The organism is Streptomyces luteolifulvus, from assembly GCF_008806595.1.
GTDB lineage: Bacteria > Actinomycetota > Actinomycetes > Streptomycetales > Streptomycetaceae > Streptomyces > Streptomyces luteolifulvus.
Genome location: NZ_VZRB01000003.1, coordinates 173,087 through 192,311, shown reverse-complemented (window position 1 = coordinate 192,311; position 19,225 = coordinate 173,087). Strand labels below are relative to the sequence as shown.

Below are 19,225 nucleotides of genomic sequence, written 5' to 3'. Positions count from 1 at the left end.
CGGCCGCTTCGAGCACGCGAAACGCTTCGCGTGGGCCGCCTTCCCGGAGGATTGGCCGAGTGGTAAGGCACCGGCTTGCGCTGTGTTCGATCAAAAGCAAGTCGTGGTCGGGGTTGATCCCCGCGCACGTTCGATCCGTGCATCCTCCACGAGACGTTGTCACTGGGACTGGACCGATTTGTAGAGCTGGGACATGTGAACCGGGCGCCCGGCGTTGCAGCCGAAGTGAGCGGACATGACCAGGGGCGCGGGGAACTGCGCGACCAGCCCTCGACTACCCGCAGTCGCCCAGCAGCCGTTCGAGCACGACCGCGATCCCGTCCTCCTCGTGGGAGGACGTCACCTCGTCCGCGACCGCCTTCAGTTCCTCGTGGGCGTTGGCCATGGCCACGCCCCGGGCAGCCCAGCCGAACATCGGAATGTCATTGGGCATGTCGCCGAAGGCGATCGTGTCCGCCGTCCTCAGCCCCAGTCGGCGTGCCGCCAGGGACAGTCCCGTCGCCTTGGACAGGCCGAGGGGAAGCAGTTCCACGATGCCCTCGCCCGCCAGAGTCACGGTGACGAAGCCGCCGGCGGCCTGGGCCGCCGCCTCGGCGAGTTCGTCGTCCGAGAGAGTCGGGTGCTGGATGTAGATCTTGTTCAGCGGTGCGCTCCACAGGTCGGACGCGTCCGTGAACGGGGTCGCCGGAAGCCTGCCCGTGACCGCGTAACCGGGCCCGACCAGCACCTCGCCGTCCAGGCCGTCGCGGCTCGCCGCGAGGAACAGCGGGCCGGTCTCCGCCTCGATCTTGGCCAGCGCGACACCGGCCAGCCGGCGGTCCAGGGTCACCGAGGTCAGCAGACGGTGTTCTCCGGCGTCGTACACCTGCGCGCCCTGCCCGCAGACCGCGAGGCCCCGGTAGCCGAGGTCGTCGAGGATGTGCCGGGTCCAGGGGACCGCGCGCCCCGTCACGACGATGTGCGCGGCGCCCGCCGCGGTGGCCGCGGCGAGCGCCTCACGGGTGCGCTCCGAGACCGACTCGTCGGAGCGCAGGAGCGTTCCGTCCAGATCGGTGGCGACGAGTCCGAAGGGGAAGCCCGAGCTCACTTGGCGACCGGCTCCAGCACCTCACGGCCGCCCAGGTACGGACGCAGCACCTCGGGCACCCGTACGGAGCCGTCGGCCTGCTGGTGGTTCTCCAGGATCGCCACGATCGTGCGCGGTACGGCGCACAGTGTGCCGTTGAGCGTGGCCAGCGGCTGCACCTTCTTGCCGTCGCGCAGACGGACGGACAGCCGGCGCGCCTGGAAGCCGTCGCAATTGGAGGCCGAGGTCAGCTCACGGTACTTGCCCTGGGTCGGGATCCACGCCTCGCAGTCGAACTTGCGGGATGCCGACGCGCCGAGGTCGCCCGTGGCCACGTCGATGACCTGGAAGGGCAGCCCAAGGCCGGTCAGCCACTGCTTCTCCCACTCCAGGAGCCGCCGGTGCTCGTTCTCGGCGTCCTCGGGAGCGACGTACGAGAACATCTCGACCTTGTCGAACTGATGCACGCGGAAGATGCCCCGGGTGTCCTTGCCGTAGGTGCCGGCCTCGCGGCGGAAGCACGGGGAGAAGCCCGCGTACCGCAGCGGCAGCCGGTCGGCGTCGAGGATCTCGTCCATGTGGTACGCCGCGAGCGGGACCTCGGAGGTGCCGACCAGGTAGTAGTCGTCCTTCTCCAGGTGGTACACGTTCTCCGCGGCCTGGCCGAGGAAGCCGGTGCCCTCCATGGCGCGCGGGCGGACCAGCGCCGGGGTGAGCATCGGGATGAAGCCCGCCTCCGTGGCCTGCGCGATCGCCGCGTTGACGAGCGCCAGCTCCAGCAGGGCGCCGACGCCCGTCAGGTAGTAGAAGCGGGAGCCGGACACCTTGGCGCCGCGCTCCACGTCGATCGCGCCCAGCGCCTCGCCGAGCTCCAGGTGGTCCTTGGGCTCGAAGCCCTCGGCGGCGAAGTCGCGGATGGTGCCGTGCGTCTCCAGGACGACGAAGTCCTCCTCGCCGCCCACGGGGACGTCGGGGTGGACCAGGTTGCCGAGCTGGAGGAGGAGGCGCTTGGTCTCCTCGTCGGCCTCGGCCTGCGCGGCGTCGGCCGCCTTGACGTCGGCGGCCAGCTGGCCGGCCTTCTGCAGCAGCTCGGCCTTCTCGTCACCCGAGGCCTTGGGGATGAGCTTGCCGAGCGCCTTCTGCTCGGAACGCAGTTCGTCGAAGCGGACGCCGGACGACCTGCGCCGCTCGTCGGCAGACAGGAGAGCGTCGACGAGCGCGACATCCTCTCCACGGGCGCGCTGCGACGCACGCACACGGTCGGGGTCCTCACGGAGCAGGCGAAGGTCAATCACGCGCTCAAGGCTACCGGTGCGGGGTGACCGCCCACGACTCACTATTCCGTGGGGCGGCCTACGGTCGGTTGTGGGTCAATTGCCCGGAGTGCTCGCAGGTGTCAATAAAAGGTGCCTCATTCCCTGGAACGGGGCAGACGGAGCGCGTCTGGTTGACTCGATTTCCTTGTGGGGAACGGGACTTGGGGTCCGGGTTGTCCACAGGGATCCACACCCTCCGAAAAGTTATCCACAGGCTGTGCGGAAGATCTGTGGACTTCGGAAATGATCATTCCGCTGCGGGTCTCCGGGCTGATGAATTCCTGCCCCAAACGTTCCTTGTGCCCACTTTCGGATGGAAATGCGTCGCTCCAAAGGATTGAACGAAGGAAACGAGTGGACGAAGAGTGACCCACGGGACGGTGGACGGGTTCGGGCGCTCTGGAGCGATTTGTCGACCGGACCGGCCCCCGTTGTCGACTTGTCCCCAGATCGAGAAGCATCGACGGGGCACCCTGTGGACAACGCCTGTGGATAACTGGCCTCAGGTGGTGAGCCGGCCGGGAATCGGCTAGAAGCGTCCGTCCTGGCACCGCGCGACCCAGTCCGCCGCGGCTACGAACTCGTCGTCCGAGGTTCCGGGCAGTACGGCGCGCACGCCGTCCGTGTCCCCGTCCGCCCTTGGGTACGAACCGAGGAACCGCACCTGGAGACAGATCCGCTTGAGGCCCGTCAGTGCCTCGGCGACCCGGCGGTCGGAGATATGGCCCTCGGCGTCGATGCAGAAGCAGTAGTTGCCGATGCCGGCGCCGGTGGGCCGGGACTGCAGCAGCATCAGGTTGATGCCCCGGGTGGCGAACTCGCCGAGGAGGTCGCGCAGTCCACCCGGATGATCGTCGCGCTGCCACAGCACGACGGAGGTCTTGTCCGCGCCGGTCGGTGCCGCGGGCCGGGCGGGCCGGCCGACCAGCACAAACCTGGTCTGGGCGTTCTCCGCGTCGTGGATGCCGGTCTCCAGGGCCTTCAGGCCGTAGCGGGCGGCCGCGAACTCGCCGGCGAAGGCCGCGTCGTACCGGCCCTCCTGGACCAGGCGGGCGCCGTCCGCGTTCGAGGCGGCCGACTCCCAGACGGCGTCCGGGAGGTTGGCCTTGAGCCAGTTGCGCACCTGCGGCTGGGCGGCCGGGTGGGCGGTGACCGTCTTGATCTCCGACAGCTTGGTGCCGGGCCTGACCAGCAGCGCGAAGGTGATCGACAGCAGCACCTCGCGGTAGATCATCAGCGGCGTGCCCGCGACCAGCTCGTCGAGTGTGGTGGTGATCCCGCCCTCGACGGAGTTCTCGATGGGTACGAACGCGGCCTCGGCCTCGCCTCCCCGCACCGCGTCGAGCGCGGACTGCACGGACACATAGGGGATCAGCTCCCGGGTGGCCGCCTCCGGGAGCGTGCGCAGGGCGACTTCGGTGAAGGTGCCCTCAGGGCCGAGATACGCGTAGCTCGCTGGCATGCCCTCACCCTAATGGGCCCACGGAACCGCGGCGCACGTGTTTCACGAGACCCCTCGGGTGGGTGATGCTCACCCCTCCAGCAACCGCTGCCCCACGTACTCGCCCTCGGCCGCCCCGCCCGGCACCGCGAACAGACCGCTCGCCTCGTGCCGGATGTACTGCGAGAGCGCGTCGCCCCGGTCGAGCTTGCGCTGGACGGGAACGAAGCCGCGCAGCGGGTCGGCCTGCCAGCAGACGAAGAGGAGGCCCGCGTCGGGGACCCCGTCGCTGTCGATGCCGTCGTGGTAGGAGAACGGGCGGCGGAGCATCGCCGCGCCGCCGTTCTGGTCGGGGCGGGTGATCCGGGCGTGGGCGTTGACCGGGACCACGAGGCTGCCCTCGGCGTCCGTCTTCTCCAGGTCCATCGCGGTGGCCTCGGTGCCCCCGGACAGCGGTGCCCCGTCGGCCTTGCGGCGCCCGATGACGTTCTCCTGGGCGGTGACCGACAGCTTCTCCCAGTCGTCGAGAAGCATGCGGATGCGGCGTACGACGGCGTAGGAGCCGTTCGCCATCCACGCGGGGTCGGCCGATCCGGAGGCCGGTACGAAGATCCGCTGGTCGAAGTCGGCTTCGGACGGCTTCGGATTGCGGGTGCCGTCCCTCTGGCCCATGAGATTGCGGGCCGTCATGGGATGCGCGGTGGCGCCGGGCGTGCGGTTGAAGCCGTTCATCTGCCAGCGGACGCGGGCCGCGGCGCCCGCGTCCTTCTGGACGGCGCGCAGGGCGTGGAAGGCGACGAGCGCGTCGTCGGCGCCGATCTGCACCCACAGGTCGCCGTCGCTGCGCGTCCTGTCGAGCTGGTCGGAGGAGAAGTCGGGCAGCGGGTCCAGGGAGACCGGGCGCTGCTTCTCCAGTCCGGTCCGGGAGAAGAAGCTGTGGCCGAAGCCGAAGGTGAGGGTCAGTGAGGACGGGCCGGCGTCCCGGGCGACATCCGTGTCGTCGTGCGCCGCAGCCTCGCCTGCCATCAGCCGCCGCGCCGTCTGCGACCAGCGCCGCAGCAGGGCAGCCGCTTCCCTGCGGCCCGCGCCGGCCGCGAGGTCGAAGGCGATGAGGTGTCCACGTGCCTGGAGGCCCTGGGTGATACCGGGCTGATGTTTCCCGTGAAACATCACCTGCCCGGCGCCCACCGAGCTGAGCGGTGCGGCCTCGGCGGGCCGGGCGGCGTACCCGGTGGCCGCGCCGGCCGCGCCGAGCACGAGCCCGGTGGCACCGGCCGTGCTCAGCAGCCTCCGCCGCGAGAGTCCCCCGGCGGACGGAGCCTGCTCGCACACGCCATCCGCAGGGCTCGCTCCGGGGGATTCCCCAGAGGCCGCCCCGGGTGTCCGGGCCTTGGGATGGGACTGGTCAGCCATGGTGCGGTCAGCCGATCTGCGCGTTCTTGGAGACGGTCGCCTGGTCGATGTCGGAGGTCCGCACGGTCACGGCGATCTGCCAGTCGCCGGCCATGGGGATCTGCACTCCGCTCGCGGTCCAGTGTCCGGTGGCGATGTGGTCGGGGACGACGGGCAGCGGCCCGATCTTCTGGGCGTCGAGGGTGAAGGCGACCTTCACCTCGGGGATGTCGAAGGCGCGTCCATTGGGCCGCTCGACATAGACGTGCAGGTCGTTGCCGCCCACGCGCGCGGGGTCGAAGTCGACCGTGACCACACCCTTGCCGTCCTCGCCGCCCGTGTCGAAGGGCATGTCGAGGGTCAGCGCCCCGGACGACGAGTCCGCTGAACCCGAGGAGCCCGAAGAGGAGGACGAGGAGGTGGCCGCCTTGGCCTCCTGCTCCGTGCGGCCGGGCTCGGTCTGGGTGAGCACGGTGGTGACGGCGAGCAGCACGACGGCGACGCCCGCCTCGGCGAGCACCGAGCGGCGCAGCCCGAGCCGGTCGGGATCGGCGTCCCGCAGCCGCTTCTGCCGTGCCGCGTCGACGGCGGCCCGCTGCCGGGCGAGCTGGGCCGCCCGCTTGGAGTCCGCGGCAACGGCGCTGACGTGCTCCTTCTCCCGCTCCTCCGGCTCGTGTGCCGCCACGGGCGCGGTCTTGGCCAGCCGGCCCGTCCACCGCCGCGAGATCCACGCGATACCGACGAGCAGCGCCACGAGCCCGATCTTGATGAGCAGGAGCTGCCCGTAGCGGGTGTCGGTGAACGCCGACCAGGAGCCGAGCTGGCGCCACGACTGGTAGACGCCGGTGGCGACCAGCGCGACGACACTGCCGAAGGCGACGGTCGAGAAGCGGTGGACGGCCGCCGCGTCGAGCGGGGTCTCCTCGGGGGCCCGGTAGAGCGCGACGAGGAGGGCGGCGAGCCCGCCGAGCCAGGCGGCGACGGCCAGCAGATGGACGATGTCGACGGGCATCGCGATGCCCGGCTGGAGGCCGGTGGAGGCGTGTTCCGCCATCGCCCAGCTCGCGGCGAGCCCGGCGGCCACCACGGCTCCGCCGACCGCGAGCCCGAAGGTCAGGTCCCGCTTCTCCTCGTCCTCGCCTGCATCAGGCTCTCGGTGCGGAGCGCCGTCGTTCAGGGTGGTGGTGGGAGACGTGCGGGCGAAGGCCCCGAAGAGCACGGCGATGAACAGTGCCCCGGCGGCGAGCAGCAGCAGCCGGGACACGAGGGCCGCGCCGGTCTTGGTCTGGAGCACGTCTGCGAGCAGGCTCAGGTCGAAGACGTCGCCGATCTTTCCGCTGCCGGTGTAGGAGCCGCGCAGGAGCAGCAGCATCAGCGTGGCGGCGGTGAGCGTGACCCAGCCGGAGACGACGAGCCGCTGCAGGGGCCGTACGCCGGCACCGCGCTGCCAGCAGGCGAGGACGAACGCGGCGCCGCCGACGAGGACGATGAAACCGGCGTAGGACAGATACCGCCCGAAGCCGTACAGCCGGCCCACGGTCCCGCCGCCGGCCGTCTGTTCCGGCACCGTCACGGAGGTCGTGGAGGGGGCACCGACGGAGAAGGTGAAGGCGCCGACGACGGGATGGCTGTCCGCCGACACCACCTGGTAGGTGACGGTGTATGTGCCGTCCGGCAGGCCGCTGTGCAGTTGCACGGCATATGTCGTGCCGCTCAGGTTGGCCGGCTTTCCGGCGTCGACGCGCTCGCCCTTGGGGTCGAGCACGCGCAGGGAGTCGTCGGAGGTCGCGACCCTCTCGGAGAAGGTGAGCGAGACCTGGGAGGGTGCCTTGTCGACCACCACCCCCTGCTGGGGGTCGCTGCCGGTCAGCGCGGCGTGCGCGGAGGCCGGCGAGGCGCCGGCGAGCAGCAGGCCGGTCGCGGCCAGGAGCAGCAGCACCAGGGTCCGCACGCGGGGTGCGATGGTCTGGGTCACGGTGCTGTCTCCCTCAGTGCCCGGTCTTCGGCGTGTAGGTCGCCGGTTTCACCGGCATCGTGACGACGACCGGGTCCGATTCGGCGAAGTGCAGCTCGACGGAGACCGTCTGGCCCTGCTTCGGTGCCCGCTTCAGGTTCTCGAACATCAGGTGGTTGCCACCGCTTTCGAAGACGAGTCGGCCCTGGGCGGGTACGGCGAGGTTCCGGACCTCCTCCATGGTGCCGCCGGTCGTCCGGTGGACGGTGACCTCGCCCGCGATGTCGCTGGTGACGGAGGTCAGCTCGTCCTTGGTGCCGCTGTCGTTGACGATCGTCAGAAAGCCGGCGGCCATGGAGTCCGAGACGGGCTGGGGCATGTAGGCGGAGCCGACGGAGATGCCGGCTTTGCCGTCAGAGGCGCCGGAGCCGTCCGCGCCGCAGCCCGCGAGGGTCAGGGCACCCGCCACGGCCGTCGCGGCGAGGGCGGTCCGCCTCATGGATTCTCCCCCTTGATGATCTTGGGGAGGTCCTTGGTGTAGGCGTCGACGCTGGTGTCCTCGTTGTAGAGGAGGTAGCCGCCGTCGGTCTTCGGGGAGAAGGCGATGACCTGGGTGCCGTGCACGGAGACAAGCTTGCCGTTCTTGTCCTTGTGCGTGGGCTCGATGGAGATGCCGAGCGTGCGGGCGCCGGCCTGGATGGTGGCGAAGTCGCCGGTCAGGCCGACGATCTCGCTGTCGATTCCCTTGATCCACTTGCCGAGCTCGGTCGAGGTGTCCCGGGCGGGGTCGGTGGTGACGAACACGATGCGCAGCTGGTCCTGCTCGGACTTGGGCAGTTGTTTCTTGGCGACGGCGAGGTTGTTCATCGTCAGCGGGCAGATGTCGGGGCAGTGGGTGTAGCCGAAGTAGACGAGTGTCGGCTTGCCCGCCGTCTCCTTGCGGAGGTCGTACTTCTTGCCATGGGTGTCGGTGAGGACGAGGTCCGGCTTCTCGAAGGGCTGGTCGAGCACGGTGGCCGCCTTCTGGGAGCCGGACTCCTCGGAGACCACGGCGACGGGCGAGTTGCCGTCGTCGCCGCTGCCGCAGGCGGAGAGGGTCAGGGTGGCGGCGGCGAGCAGCGCGGCCGCGGCGAACGTCTTCTTGCGCATAGAAAAATGTCCCAGATGGAAGAACTCCGGCCCGCGCCGGGGTCGCACGGCTCGTCGAAAGGTGCTCCGACGAGGTACGGCCCCGGGCGCGTGCCGCGGTCGAGCGGACCTCAGGCGTCGGTGCGCCGACGGCCGGCGAGCACTCCGTACGCCACACCCACCAGGCCGACGACGATGCCCACCACGCCCAGGACGCGGGCGGTGGTGTCGCTGCTGTCGGCGGAGGCGGAGCCCGAGGTGTCGGCGGCGGTGTTCTTGACGGCCTTGGCGTCGTCGTCGCTGTCCTCGGCCGAGGAGCCGTGGTGCCCTTCCTCGGAGGCGGCGGACAGCGCGAGCACCGGGGCCGGGTTCTCGGGCTTCTCCTGGCCGTCCCGCTGCACCTCGATCCAGCGCACGACCTCGTTGTTGGAGTACGTCTGGAGTGCCTTGAAGACGAGTTCGTCGGTGTCCTCGGGCAGCGTGCCGACGGAGACCGGGAACTTCTGGAAGTAGCCGGGCTCGACGCCCTTGCCGGTGGCGGTCCAGGTGATCTTGGAGACGGCCTCGTCGATCTTCTCGCCGTGCAGCTCGATCGGCTTGTCGAGCTTGGACTTGGTGACCTTGACGGTCCAGCCGCTGATCGGCTCCGGCATTGCGGAGGCGAGCGGGTGGTCGGTCGGGAAGGTGACCTCGAGCTTGGTGGTCGAGGCGTCGTCGCGCTCGTTGGGGACCTTGAAGTCGACGACCGCGTATCCGCCCTTGGCGGCCGTGCCCTCGGGCTGCACGGAGACATGCGCGAGAGCGGGCGAGGACAGGACGACGACGGTGGCGGCGGCGACGGCGCCGACGGCGGCGAGGCGAGAAGCCTTCATGAAGAGCACTCCGCGTTGAGTTGTGAGACGTACCGGTGATGAAGAGGGGTGCGCGGGCACGGGCGTCACCGATCACGTGGAAGCGGTCGCGATTCTGCGGTCGCGGTCAGGCGATCGGGACAGGTGCACACGCGCGTGCCGCACGACGGCGGCCCTCTCCAGGCGGGTTCGCGTGGAGCGCCGGTCGTGTCAGGCGGCGAGGTCGAGAGCGGCGGCCGACGGCGGGCCGCGCCTGATCACCGTGTGCTGGAGTGCGGTCGTGCGGAGCCTTGGCGGTGCGAGCAGAGCGGTGCGCGGCAGGCGCGGACCGGGCCGCAGCCCGCCCGGGAGCCCGGCACGCAGGGCGCACACCAGGGCGAACGCACCGCGCAGGGACCGTACGAGCGCTCCCTCGGTGAGCGAATGGGCCGACCGGGCCGAGAGTTCGAGCAGCCGCAGCAGGGCCAGATCCCCGCGCCGCAGCAGCCATCCGGCGGCGAGTGCCGCGAGGACGTGGCCGAGCAGCATCGGCAGGGAGGGCAGCAGCGACACGGGGGAGCCCGGGGAGGCGGACAGGGCGTCCGCCGCGTGGTGCAGGGAGCCGTGCCCGCCGCCCGTGCCTGGATGGACGCCCCCGGAATGCATGGAGCCCATCGAGCCCATGGAGCCCCTGGACGTCGCACCGGACGCCATGGCCGCCGTACCTTGCTGGCCCAGCCCGAACAGCGTGTGCAGCACGGTCTGGCCGAGCGCGAGCAGCGCGGCGATCCCGGGCAGCGAGCGTGCCCGTCCGGCGAACGGCGCCACCACCAGAACGATCCCCAGGAATCCCGCGCCCAGCGTCCACAGCGGAACGGTGGCGCAGGACGCGAGCGTATGACCGGCCGCGGCCAGCACGACACAGACCGCGGCGAACACCGCGGCCCGCAGGACCCGGAGATCGTTTCCGCAACGTGCCGTGCATGAGTGGGGGGCAGTCATGGCGCGCTCATCATCGCACTGGCCCCAAAGGCGCCGTACGGCAGGTCCGCAAGATGCCGTACGACCGGAAGGACACCCTCTGGTATCAGTCGCCCCACATACACCCTGAGCGTCCCCGGCGCATCCGCCGTATGGGCGGCATCACGTCAACCGTGTGCTTATACCCCGCCATGGGCGGCAATACGTAACGGTATGTCGAGCCGCGGCCTGGAGGCTGGAGCATGAGCATCTGGTGGTCACTCCATCTCCGGCGTGAGGCTGCGAGCGTTCCGCTCGCCCGGCGGCTGCTGCTCGGCACGATGGAGACGGCGGGCGTCGACCCGGACGTGTCGTACGACCTGTCCGTCGCCCTCAGCGAGGCCTGCGCCAACGCCGTCGAACACGGAGGGAGCGCCGGGCACGGCGGCTCCTCGGAGGCGTATCGCGTCACCGCCTATCTCGACGGCGAGATGTGTCGCATCGAGGTCGCCGACTCGGGCCCCGGTTTCGCCCGCGTTCAGGCCGTGCGCCCCGCGCCCGGCGAGGCCGAGCACGGCCGCGGGCTCTGTCTCATCGAGGAACTCGCCGACCATGTGCACATCGGCAGCGAGCCGGGCTGCGGTGGTGCGGTGGTGAGCTTCGACAAGATGCTCAAGTGGAGGGAAGACGCCCCTCTGATGGCGGTGTAGGGCGCGCGCCGGCTCCGTAGTCGAGCCGCTGCGCGGTCTGCACCAGCGACGTCAGGGGGTCGCGCCCCGTGATGCGCGCGCCCCAGCCGCCCTCCTGGCGCAGGCGGACGAGCCATGCCCTGAGTGCGGGCGGGCGACGGCGCGGTTCGCCACCGTAAAACGCCATGGTGCGCCACCCCTTCCGGTGCACAGAAATATCTACCAGCATGGGCAAGCCGAATCGGGTCAGATCACCGGAAATTCGCACATCCTTGCGTTCCGCGCTCGGGTCCCGCCCTGGCCGTTCGGGGCCGTCGAGCGCGAGGGAGAGCCATGGGAAGACAGACCAGACCGGCCGTCGAGTGGCTGGCCGCCGCCGCGACCGACCCCCGCTCCTGCAAGCGGCAGTGGCACGGAGAGTCCGGGATCGCGGTGCTCGCCTGCGGGCGGTTCTGGGACGTCCTGAGCGTGCCGGAGGACCTGGGCAGGCAGACCCTCGACGCCCTGTTGTGCCTTCCGCAGGCGCCCGGGCCCGTGCTCGTCGACACCGCGGCCCGCCGGGTGGCCTTCTTCCTCCCGCCGGATCCCGAGGGCCGCTGGATCGGCACGGGCATCCGGTATGCCGGCCAGGGCGCGTGGATCGCGGTGCCCGCACCGCACCGGGCCGCGGGACGGCTGTGCTGGCTGGTCCCGCCCGACGGCACCGGCGCGCTGTTCGTTCCCGCCGCCGTCGAACTGGCCCTGCAACTGGGGATGGGGCGCCTCGCCGAGCACGGCGGCGCGAGGCGGCGCTGCCCCACGTGTGGGGAACCGGCCGAACGCCCCCGCGTCCACAGCGGCGGCAGGCCCGGCTGAGGGCGCGCACACCAGGAGGGCCGGCTCATGCGTGCCAGTACCGGCTGATCACGACGGGGCTGACGGAGGTCAGAACGGTCCACTGCGGGTCCCGCGCGCCCGGGAACATCCGGCCCCCGGCCCGCCACTGCCGTACGAGGGCCGCGTAGATGGGCGGATCCGCCCGGGACGGCCCGAGGGGTTCGCCGTACGACGCCTGCTGGTCCGCGCCGTCGAGGAGGAGACGCCCGGTGGTGAGGGTGCAATCCATGTACCTCCAACGCGACCGCGCGCGCCGGTGGTACGCCCTTTCCCTGACATGGCCCCATCGGATGAGGCCCTGTCCCCCGTCCGGGGCCATGTGTTCATCGGACGAGATGAAAGCACGGGCCGAACAGGGGAGTTGAGCCTGCGCAGCTCTCTCAGCCTGCGCGGGGCTGCCGGCGGGCGGGCCGCTCCTGGACTCGCTGACGGTGACGGTCAGTTCACGGGCACGGGCTGCCTGCTCTCCTGCCCGGTCCTGCCGGCCGCCGCCTTCCGCGCCGCCGGACCGATCGCGTACGAGGCCGCGAGCGTCGCCCCGCCCAGCAGCAGCCAGCCCGGCGTCCCCCACTCCACCAGCAGCGTGGTCAGGACGAGCGGGCCGAGGGTGCGGGCCACCGTGACGCCCGTCCCGAAGAAACCCTGGTACTCGCCGACCCGGTCGGCCGGGGCCAGGTCGAAGGACAGCTGCCACGAGCCCGCCGACTGCCCCATCTCGGCGGCCACCTGCAGCACCGCGCCCGCCACCAGGGCGGCCACGGCCACCCCCGGCGAGGCTCCCGCCGACAGCGCGAACACCGCGCACGCCGCGAGCATCACCCACCCCGACCGCCGCACCGCGCGCGTGGCCGGCGCGAGACCGGTGACCCCGCGCGCCATGGGGACCTGGAAGACCATCACGGCCCCGGTGTTGAGCACGAACAGCGCCGACACCAGCCAGGCCGGCGCGTCGGTGCGCTCCGCGATCCACAGCGGCAGCCCGAGGCTGAGCAGCGGCATCCGCAGCAGCAGGACGGTGTTGAGCAGCGTGACGAGGGCGTACGGCCGGTCGCGCAGGACACCGAGGCCGCGCACCTTCCGCGAAGCGGCCGGCGCCACCGGGGGCAGCCGCAGCAGGGTTCCCGCACACACCAGGAAACTCACCGCGTCCAGCGCGAACACCCCGAGATACGCCGCCTGCGTCCCGGCGTGCAGCGCCAGCCCGCCCAGCCCGGCGCCCACGGCCAGACCGGCGTTGAGCGTCGACTGCAGATGCGCGAGCAGCCCGGTCCGCTCCCCGGCGGACACGAGCCCGGCGAGCAGCGCCTGCCGGGCCGCGGCCAGCCCCGACTGGGCGGATGCGTAGGCGCAGGCCGCCGCCACGAAGGGCACGAAGCCCCGCACGACCAGGAAGGACGCCACCGCGAGACCGGTGGCCAGCGCCAGCAGCACCGCCGTGCCGCGCGGCCCGCGCCGGTCCGCGAGCCGTCCCAGCGGCACGCCCACCAGCGAGCCGACCGCCCAGGCGAGCGTCAGCCCGAGCCCCACGCGCGCGGGGTCGAGCCCGACGATCCGGGTGAAGTACAGCGCCGACGTCACGTAGTAGGCACCGTCGCCTACGGAGTTGGCCAACTGGGCCAGCGCCAGGACGCGTTGCGGGCCCGCGGGAGGGACGAGCGAGTTCTTCATGCCATCGACGCTAGAAGCACGGCGGACCCCTCGACAGGCCCAATGGGCGAACCACTTCTTGGCCCAATCCGGCCGCGGGTGCCGGCGGCGGCGTCACGCCGGGGTCAGCCCTCCTCCAGCACCTTCCCCAGCACCTCCAGAGCCTCCGGATACGCCCGCTCCCGAGGCGTCCCGTACCCCACGACCAGCCCCTGCGGCCGCCCCCCGCCGCCCGGCGTGTGCCAGTGGTCGCCCAGCCGGCCGACGGCGAGCCCTGCCGCCTCCGCCCGCGCCAGCACCGCCGTCTCGTCGTCGACCTCCACCAGCGCGTGCAGCCCCGCCGCGATCCCCTGGACGCGCCGGCCCGGTCCCAGCCGGAGCAGGAGCCGGTCCCGGCGGCGCCGGTAACGCAGCCGGCACGCGCGCACATGGCGGTCGTAGGCATGGCTGCCGATCAGCTCGGCGAGCGCCAGCTGGCCGACGGACTCGGTGTGGTGGTCGCTGTGCAGCTTGGCGTCGGCGATCGCGTCGACCAGGTGCGGCGGCAGCACCATCCAGCCCAGCCGCAGCGCGGGACCCAGCGTCTTGGAAGCCGTGCCCAGATACGCGACCTGCCCCGGCGCCATCCCCTGGAGGGCACCGACGGGCTGCCGGTCGTAGCGGAACTCCCCGTCGTAGTCGTCCTCGACGATCAGCCCGCCACGCGCGCGTGCCCAGTCGGTGAGCGCCCGCCGCCGCTCCGGGTGCAGGGTCACGCCCGTCGGGTACTGGTGCGCGGGCGTGACGACGACGGCGGCCCCGTCCCCCAGACCCTCGACCAGGACGCCCCGTTCGTCGACGGGCGCGGGCACGACCACCCCTCCGTTGCGCCGCACGACCTCCCGGTGGAAGGGCAGCCCGGGATCCTCCATGGCGATCTCGGCGCCGTCCAGCACCCGCGTGAGCAGCGCCAGCCCCTGCACATACCCCGAGGTGATCACGATCCGCTCCGGCGGAGCGATCACCCCGCGCGCCCGCCCCAGATACCCCGACAGCGCCGTCCGCAGCTCGATCCGGCCGCGCGGATCCCCGTAGTCGTACGCCAGTGAGGGCGCCGTGGCGATCGCACGGCGCAGCGCCCGCAGCCAGGCCGCCACCGGGAATGTGCCGACGTCCGGACTGCCCGGCCGCAGATCGAAACGCGGCTCACGCACGTGTGCGGCGGCCCTGGGCGGCTCGGCGTCGACGGAGGGCAGCGGCGCGACCAGGGTGCCCGACCCCTGCCGCGCCGTCAGATAACCCTCGGCGATCAACTGGTCGTACGCCGCCTTCACGGTCCCCCGCGAGACCCCCAACTCGGCCGCAAGCCGCCGAGTCGCGGGCAACCGCGCCCCGGGCGCCAGCCGCCCGTCCCGCACGGCGTCACGCAGGGCACGCTCAAGCCCCACGCGACGCCCTTCACCCACGTCGGCTTTCAGATGCAGGTCGACACCGACGCCCTCAGGGGCACGGGGAACCGCGCGACCGGCCACGAACGACCCCGGACGACCGGCTAGCTCGCGGCCGCCTTCAGAGAAGCCATCCACGCCTCGACCTCTTCCGACCGTCGGGGCAGTCCATCGGACAGATTCCGATGGCCGTCCTCGGTCACGAGAATGTCGTCCTCGATCCGCACCCCGATGCCCCGGTACTCCTCCGGCACCGTCAGATCGTCGGCCTGGAAGTACAGCCCCGGCTCAACGGTCAGCACCATGCCCGACTCCAGCGTGCCGTCGACGTACGACTCCACGCGCGCAGCGGCACAGTCATGGACGTCCATGCCCAGCATGTGACCCGTCCCGTGCAGCGTCCACCGCCGCTGCAGCCCGAGCTCCAGCACCCGCTCCACCGGCCCCTCGACGAGCCCCCACTCGACGAGCTTCTCGGCGAGCACCCGCTGCGAGGCGTCATGGAAGTCCCGGTACTTCGCCCCCGGCTTCACGGCCGCGATACCGGCCTCCTGCGCCTCGTACACCGCGTCGTAGATCTTCTTCTGGATCTCGCTGTACCGCCCGTTGACCGGCAGCGTGCGCGTGACGTCCGCGGTGTAGTACGTGTGTGTCTCGACGCCCGCGTCGAGCAGCAGCAGATCACCCGACCGCACGGGCCCGTCGTTGCGCACCCAGTGCAGCGTGCAGGCGTGCGGCCCGGCCGCGCAGATGGAGCCGTAGCCGACGTCGTTGCCCTCCACGCGCGCGCGGAGGAAGAAGGTGCCCTCGATGTAGCGCTCGGAGGTCGCCTCGGCCTTGTCGAGGACCTTCACGACGTCCTCGAAACCGCGCACCGTCGAGTCGACCGCCTTCTGCAGCTCGCCGATCTCGAACTCGTCCTTGACCAGCCGCGCCTCGGACAGGACGACGCGCAGCTCCTCGTCGCGCTCGGCGGTGACCTTGTCGGTCAGCGCGGCCTCGATGCCTGCGTCGTAGCCACGCACCACACGCACCGGACCGGTCGCCTCGCGCAGCTTGTCGGCGAGCTCGCGGACATCGGCGGCCGCGATGCCGTACAGCGCCTCGGACTCGGTGAGCGAGTGCCGGCGGCCGACCCACAGCTCGCCCTGGCCGGACAGCCAGAACTCGCCGTTCTCACGGTCGGAGCGGGGCAGGAGGTAGATCGTCGCCTCGTGGCCGTCCGTCACGGGCTCCAGGACGAGCACGCCGTCCTCGACCTGGTTGCCCGTGAGGTACGCGTACTCGACCGACGCCCGGAAGGGGTAGTCGGTGTCGTTCGACCGCGTCTTCAGGTTGCCCGCGGGGATCACGAGGCGCTCACCCGGGAATCGCGCCGACAGAGCGGAGCGCCTCGCGGCGGTCTCCGCGACCTGGGCGATCGGCTGCAGGTCACGCAGCTCCGTGTCGGCCCAGCCGGACTTCATGTTCTCGGCCAGCTCGTCGGACACGCCCGGGTACAGGCCGTTCTTGCGCTGCTTGATGGGCTCCTCTTCGGCAGTCTCCGGGGTCTCCGGAAGCTCCTCCGCCACGGTCATCCTCCTCGGTACGGCACTGGACCCCCTCCATCGTACGGTCGTACGGAAGGGGGCCCAGGGCCGATACACCTGTTACAGCCGACTGCTCGACAGGACGGCCGACTTACTCGAAACGGGCAGCGAGCAGGACCACGTCCTCCTCGGAGTCCCCGGCGTCCAGCCCGTCCGGCAGCACCGCCCGCAGGACGTGGTCGGCGACCGCGCCCGGGTCGCGCCGCAGTGCCTTCGGTACGCCGGCCGCGGCCGCGTGCAGTCGTGCGAAGGCGCGGTCGGTGGGGTCGCCGGTGCGGTGCAGCAGCCCGTCGGTGTACAGCAGAACCGTCTCTCCGGGTTCTGCCTGCAGTTCCACGCTCGGCGCCTCCCAGCAGGCGAGCATGCCCAGCGGCGCGGAGACGGAGGTCTCCACGAACTCGGTGCGCCGCTCGCCGATCAGCAGTGGCGGGCTGTGCCCGGCACCGGCGAGGGTGATCTTGCGCAGCGCGGGCTCGCAGTAGGCGAACAGGGCGGTCGCCGAACGGGCGGGCTCGGTGAGCCTGAGCAGCAGCTCCAGGTCGGACAGGACGGCGACGGGGTCCTCGCCCTCCATCACCGCGTACGCGCGCAGACTGGCCCGCAGCCGCCCCATCGCGGCGACCGCGCTCGGACCGGACCCGGTCACCGAGCCCACCGCGAGACCGAGCGCGGCGTCCGGCAGCGGCAGCGCGTCGTACCAGTCGCCGCCGCCGCGCGGGCCGGTGCGGTGCCGGACGGCGAGCTGCACTCCGGCCACGCGGGGGAGCCGGGACGGCAGCAGTTCCTCCGCCATCGTCGCCATGGACGCGCGCGTGCGCTCGACTTCGAGGAGCCGGGCCAGGTGCTCGGTGGCGTAGCGGGTGTACAGGCCGGCGAGATGGCGCTGGCGTTCGCCTGGCTCGGCGGGCTCGTCGTAGAGCCATACGGCGGCGCCGAGCCGGCCGGCGTCCTCGGAGGTCAGGGGGAGCGCGTAGCTGGCAGCGTAGCCGAGGCGGGCGGCCACCTCGCGGTGCCGGGGATCGAGGGCGTCCTCGGCGAACAGGTCCGGCTCGGCGATCTCACCGTCCCCGCCCGGCAGTCCGTCGAGGATCCGGCCGTACGACAGGGAGCTGCGCGGCACGGTCTCGATGTGGCCGAGGTCGGCCCGCGCGAGTCCCAGGCCGATGGTGGTGTCCGGGCCGAGTCCGTCGCCGGGCTCCAATACGACGAGACCGCGCCGGGCGCCCACCAGGGCGGCACCGGCGCGCAGCAGTTCCTGGAGGGCATCGGAGAGTGTGTCCGTGCGGACGAGGCGTTCGATGAGTTCGTGGAGGGTCGTGAGGTCCGAGATCCAGCCGGCGAGCCGGTCCTGGAGCAGGGCGCCCGGTGGGTGCGGCGGCGAGACCGGGGAGGTGTCCGAGGCGGTGTGCGCGGGCGCGACAGTGTGTGCGGGCGATGGAACCGTTGAATCGATTCCAGCCACTTTCGGAGGGTGCGGGGCGTTCATGGCGTCCGGCTTTCCGACCGGTGCGTATTGCTCAAAAGCATCGCAAACCCCCATGTCATTCTGCGCCGCTAGCAGTGTCTCCACATGTACACGCGCTCGTGGGGGGATGTCCAGCATTGTCCTGCCGGGATTCCTGGTGTCCATGAGCAACCGGCGCGCTTCGTGCTGAATGGCAAAGTTGGCCTAAAAAAGCCTCGGGTAACGCCCTATTGCGGTCGACTGGGCTTGCTCGACGGAGCGTCACAACGGTCGTGATGGGTACGTACTCGGAGAAGGCCAGGGGCGGTTGACAGCCGCCCGGAACCTGGCGACGGACCCGGGCGTCTTAGCCACCGACGATCGTGCCCCATCCTCCCGTGGCGGAGGCGAAGAGGAATACGCGGGACGGCAAACGCCAGACTTCGCCACCCCCACGCCATGCCCATGCTGTTGAGAGAAGCGGTATGGGTCAGGTTGCCGTGGACGCGGCCAACGCTCGACCCATAGGGGTTCCCCCTGCCTCGGGCAGGGGTGTGATGCGCCAGCAGGTACGCACAGTGAAGCGATCGACACATGGTGTGATGTGGACCACGTGTTGCCAGGCGTGCAACGGAAAGGAACGAGCGCTCATGCGCGAGATCCTCGGAAGGCGACGCAGGCTCCTGTCCAAGCGCGGCGACGGGAGGCCTGATGTGATCAGCGCGGCCCTGACCTTCGCGACGGAATGGCAGTGGCCCGTACTCCCGGGCGTGACAGCGGACCCGCAGGGGCGCTCCCGCTGCGGCTGCCCCGACCCGGAGTGCTCGGTGCCCGGCGCGCACCCCTTCGACCCCGGACTCCTCGCGGCCACCACCGACGAGCGCATGGTGCGCTGGTGGTGGACCAACCGGCCCGCCGCGCCGATCCTCCTCGCCACCGGCGGCCATGCCCCGTGCGCGGTCAGCCTGCCGGCCCTCGCGGCCGCCCGCGCCCTCGACGTGCTCGACCGCCGGGGCATGCGTCTCGGCCCGGTGATCGCCTCGCCGGCGCGCTGGGCGCTGCTCGTGAAGCCGTACTCCTTGGAGCAGTTGGGCGAGCTGCTCTACGCCCAGGACTTCGTCCCCGGCTCCCTCCGCTTCCACGGCGAGGGCGGCTACCTCGCCCTGCCCCCCTCCGAGACCGGACAGGGGCCGATCACCTGGGAGCGTGCACCGCTGCCCGGCTCGGCCTCTCCGTGGGTGCCCGATGTGGAGGCCGTGGTGGACACGGTCGTCGAGACGCTCACCCGTACGGGTGTGAGCGCGCCCGAGCTGTAGCACTCGCCTCCCCCGGCGGCGGGGCAACTCCGCGCCGCTCGGGGGGAGCTGACATGTGGCGTGGTTCCGTAAAGGAGAACGCACATGGAAAGACCCGGTTGCTGGCGACGGGGGATGCACCAGCAACCGGGCTACTGGAACGGTAACAAG

Annotated in this window: 17 protein-coding genes and 1 tRNA gene; 4 read left to right on the top strand and 14 right to left on the bottom strand. The window is 71.5% G+C overall.

What is annotated here, in order from left to right:
• The first annotated feature begins 45 nt into the window (after positions 1 to 45).
• Positions 46 to 149, top strand: a tRNA-OTHER gene (locus tag F7R91_RS05895).
• Between the two features lie 125 nt (positions 150 to 274).
• Here F7R91_RS05895 and F7R91_RS05890 read toward each other — a convergent pair.
• From F7R91_RS05890 to F7R91_RS05850, 9 genes are all read right to left on the bottom strand, one after another.
• A complete protein-coding gene (locus tag F7R91_RS05890) occupies positions 275 to 1,087 on the bottom strand; it encodes an HAD family hydrolase (RefSeq protein ID WP_150945198.1) in 813 nt (270 codons plus the stop codon).
• Positions 1,084 to 2,361 (bottom strand): serine--tRNA ligase, encoded by a 1,278-nt coding sequence (serS, locus tag F7R91_RS05885; RefSeq protein WP_150945196.1) that lies wholly within the window; start codon positions 2,359 to 2,361, stop codon positions 1,084 to 1,086. The genes F7R91_RS05890 and serS overlap by 4 nt, the downstream gene beginning before the upstream one ends.
• 550 nt (positions 2,362 to 2,911) lie before the next feature.
• The gene (gene pheA / locus F7R91_RS05880; protein ID WP_150945195.1) at positions 2,912 to 3,844 is read right to left on the bottom strand and encodes a prephenate dehydratase; all 933 of its coding nucleotides are present in this window, start codon (positions 3,842 to 3,844) and stop codon (positions 2,912 to 2,914) included.
• Positions 3,845 to 3,913: 69 nt separating this feature from the next.
• Positions 3,914 to 5,236 (bottom strand): iron uptake transporter deferrochelatase/peroxidase subunit, encoded by a 1,323-nt coding sequence (gene efeB, locus F7R91_RS05875; RefSeq protein WP_150945193.1) that lies wholly within the window; start codon positions 5,234 to 5,236, stop codon positions 3,914 to 3,916.
• Between the two features lie 7 nt (positions 5,237 to 5,243).
• Entirely contained in the window at positions 5,244 to 7,190 is a 1,947-nt protein-coding gene (locus F7R91_RS05870; protein WP_150945191.1) for a copper resistance CopC/CopD family protein, read from the bottom strand.
• Positions 7,191 to 7,203: 13 nt separating this feature from the next.
• Positions 7,204 to 7,668 (bottom strand): copper chaperone PCu(A)C, encoded by a 465-nt coding sequence (locus tag F7R91_RS05865; protein WP_150945189.1) that lies wholly within the window; start codon positions 7,666 to 7,668, stop codon positions 7,204 to 7,206.
• The gene (locus F7R91_RS05860; RefSeq protein WP_150945187.1) at positions 7,665 to 8,318 is read right to left on the bottom strand and encodes an SCO family protein; all 654 of its coding nucleotides are present in this window, start codon (positions 8,316 to 8,318) and stop codon (positions 7,665 to 7,667) included. The genes F7R91_RS05865 and F7R91_RS05860 overlap by 4 nt, the downstream gene beginning before the upstream one ends.
• A gap of 110 nt (positions 8,319 to 8,428) precedes the next feature.
• Positions 8,429 to 9,169, bottom strand: a complete 741-nt coding sequence (locus tag F7R91_RS05855; protein WP_150945186.1) for a YcnI family copper-binding membrane protein — start codon at positions 9,167 to 9,169, stop codon at positions 8,429 to 8,431.
• 189 nt (positions 9,170 to 9,358) lie between these two features.
• Positions 9,359 to 10,129 carry a hypothetical protein gene (locus F7R91_RS05850; protein WP_150945184.1) on the bottom strand — a complete coding sequence of 257 codons (771 nt, stop codon included), beginning with the start codon at positions 10,127 to 10,129 and terminating at the stop codon, positions 9,359 to 9,361.
• Positions 10,130 to 10,350: 221 nt separating this feature from the next.
• Here F7R91_RS05850 and F7R91_RS05840 point away from each other — a divergent pair, with 221 nt between their 5' ends.
• Together F7R91_RS05840 and F7R91_RS05835 are read left to right on the top strand one after the other, a co-directional pair.
• A complete protein-coding gene (locus F7R91_RS05840; RefSeq protein ID WP_150945180.1) occupies positions 10,351 to 10,797 on the top strand; it encodes an ATP-binding protein in 447 nt (148 codons plus the stop codon).
• A 312-nt stretch (positions 10,798 to 11,109) separates the two neighbouring features.
• Positions 11,110 to 11,631, top strand: coding sequence for a hypothetical protein (locus tag F7R91_RS05835; protein WP_150945177.1), 522 nt, complete (start codon positions 11,110 to 11,112; stop codon positions 11,629 to 11,631).
• A gap of 25 nt (positions 11,632 to 11,656) precedes the next feature.
• Here the strand turns inward: F7R91_RS05835 and F7R91_RS05830 are convergent, their stop codons facing one another.
• The 5 genes from F7R91_RS05830 to F7R91_RS05810 form a co-directional block, all read right to left on the bottom strand.
• A complete protein-coding gene (locus tag F7R91_RS05830; RefSeq protein ID WP_150945176.1) occupies positions 11,657 to 11,881 on the bottom strand; it encodes a hypothetical protein in 225 nt (74 codons plus the stop codon).
• Between the two features lie 209 nt (positions 11,882 to 12,090).
• The gene (locus F7R91_RS05825) at positions 12,091 to 13,320 is read right to left on the bottom strand and encodes an MFS transporter (protein ID WP_150945174.1); all 1,230 of its coding nucleotides are present in this window, start codon (positions 13,318 to 13,320) and stop codon (positions 12,091 to 12,093) included.
• Positions 13,321 to 13,424: 104 nt separating this feature from the next.
• Positions 13,425 to 14,810 (bottom strand): MocR-like pyridoxine biosynthesis transcription factor PdxR, encoded by a 1,386-nt coding sequence (pdxR, locus tag F7R91_RS05820; RefSeq protein WP_150945172.1) that lies wholly within the window; start codon positions 14,808 to 14,810, stop codon positions 13,425 to 13,427.
• Between the two features lie 20 nt (positions 14,811 to 14,830).
• Positions 14,831 to 16,303, bottom strand: coding sequence for an aminopeptidase P family protein (locus F7R91_RS05815; RefSeq protein ID WP_150945170.1), 1,473 nt, complete (start codon positions 16,301 to 16,303; stop codon positions 14,831 to 14,833).
• A 103-nt stretch (positions 16,304 to 16,406) separates the two neighbouring features.
• On the bottom strand, positions 16,407 to 17,918 hold the full coding sequence (locus tag F7R91_RS05810) for a PP2C family protein-serine/threonine phosphatase (RefSeq protein ID WP_191971366.1): 1,512 nt from the start codon (positions 17,916 to 17,918) through the stop codon (positions 16,407 to 16,409).
• Positions 17,919 to 18,409: 491 nt separating this feature from the next.
• Here F7R91_RS05810 and F7R91_RS05805 point away from each other — a divergent pair, with 491 nt between their 5' ends.
• Positions 18,410 to 19,075 (top strand): bifunctional DNA primase/polymerase, encoded by a 666-nt coding sequence (locus F7R91_RS05805; RefSeq protein ID WP_150945166.1) that lies wholly within the window; start codon positions 18,410 to 18,412, stop codon positions 19,073 to 19,075.
• Positions 19,076 to 19,225 lie beyond the last annotated feature (150 nt).

Bases quoted from the DNA above. Each gene is read 5' to 3' on its own strand.
- pheA (WP_150945195.1), bottom strand. From the start codon at position 3,844: ATGCCAGCGAGCTACGCGTATCTCGGCCCTGAGGGCACCTTCACCGAA.
- efeB (WP_150945193.1), bottom strand. From the start codon at position 5,236: ATGGCTGACCAGTCCCATCCCAAGGCCCGGACACCCGGGGCGGCCTCT.
- F7R91_RS05865 (WP_150945189.1), bottom strand. From the start codon at position 7,668: ATGAGGCGGACCGCCCTCGCCGCGACGGCCGTGGCGGGTGCCCTGACC.
- F7R91_RS05860 (WP_150945187.1), bottom strand. From the start codon at position 8,318: ATGCGCAAGAAGACGTTCGCCGCGGCCGCGCTGCTCGCCGCCGCCACC.
- F7R91_RS05855 (WP_150945186.1), bottom strand. From the start codon at position 9,169: ATGAAGGCTTCTCGCCTCGCCGCCGTCGGCGCCGTCGCCGCCGCCACC.
- F7R91_RS05850 (WP_150945184.1), bottom strand. From the start codon at position 10,129: ATGACTGCCCCCCACTCATGCACGGCACGTTGCGGAAACGATCTCCGG.
- F7R91_RS05840 (WP_150945180.1), top strand. From the start codon at position 10,351: ATGAGCATCTGGTGGTCACTCCATCTCCGGCGTGAGGCTGCGAGCGTT.
- F7R91_RS05835 (WP_150945177.1), top strand. From the start codon at position 11,110: ATGGGAAGACAGACCAGACCGGCCGTCGAGTGGCTGGCCGCCGCCGCG.
- F7R91_RS05830 (WP_150945176.1), bottom strand. From the start codon at position 11,881: ATGGATTGCACCCTCACCACCGGGCGTCTCCTCCTCGACGGCGCGGAC.
- F7R91_RS05825 (WP_150945174.1), bottom strand. From the start codon at position 13,320: ATGAAGAACTCGCTCGTCCCTCCCGCGGGCCCGCAACGCGTCCTGGCG.
- F7R91_RS05815 (WP_150945170.1), bottom strand. From the start codon at position 16,303: ATGACCGTGGCGGAGGAGCTTCCGGAGACCCCGGAGACTGCCGAAGAG.
- F7R91_RS05810 (WP_191971366.1), bottom strand. From the start codon at position 17,918: ATGCTGGACATCCCCCCACGAGCGCGTGTACATGTGGAGACACTGCTA.
- F7R91_RS05805 (WP_150945166.1), top strand. From the start codon at position 18,410: ATGCGCGAGATCCTCGGAAGGCGACGCAGGCTCCTGTCCAAGCGCGGC.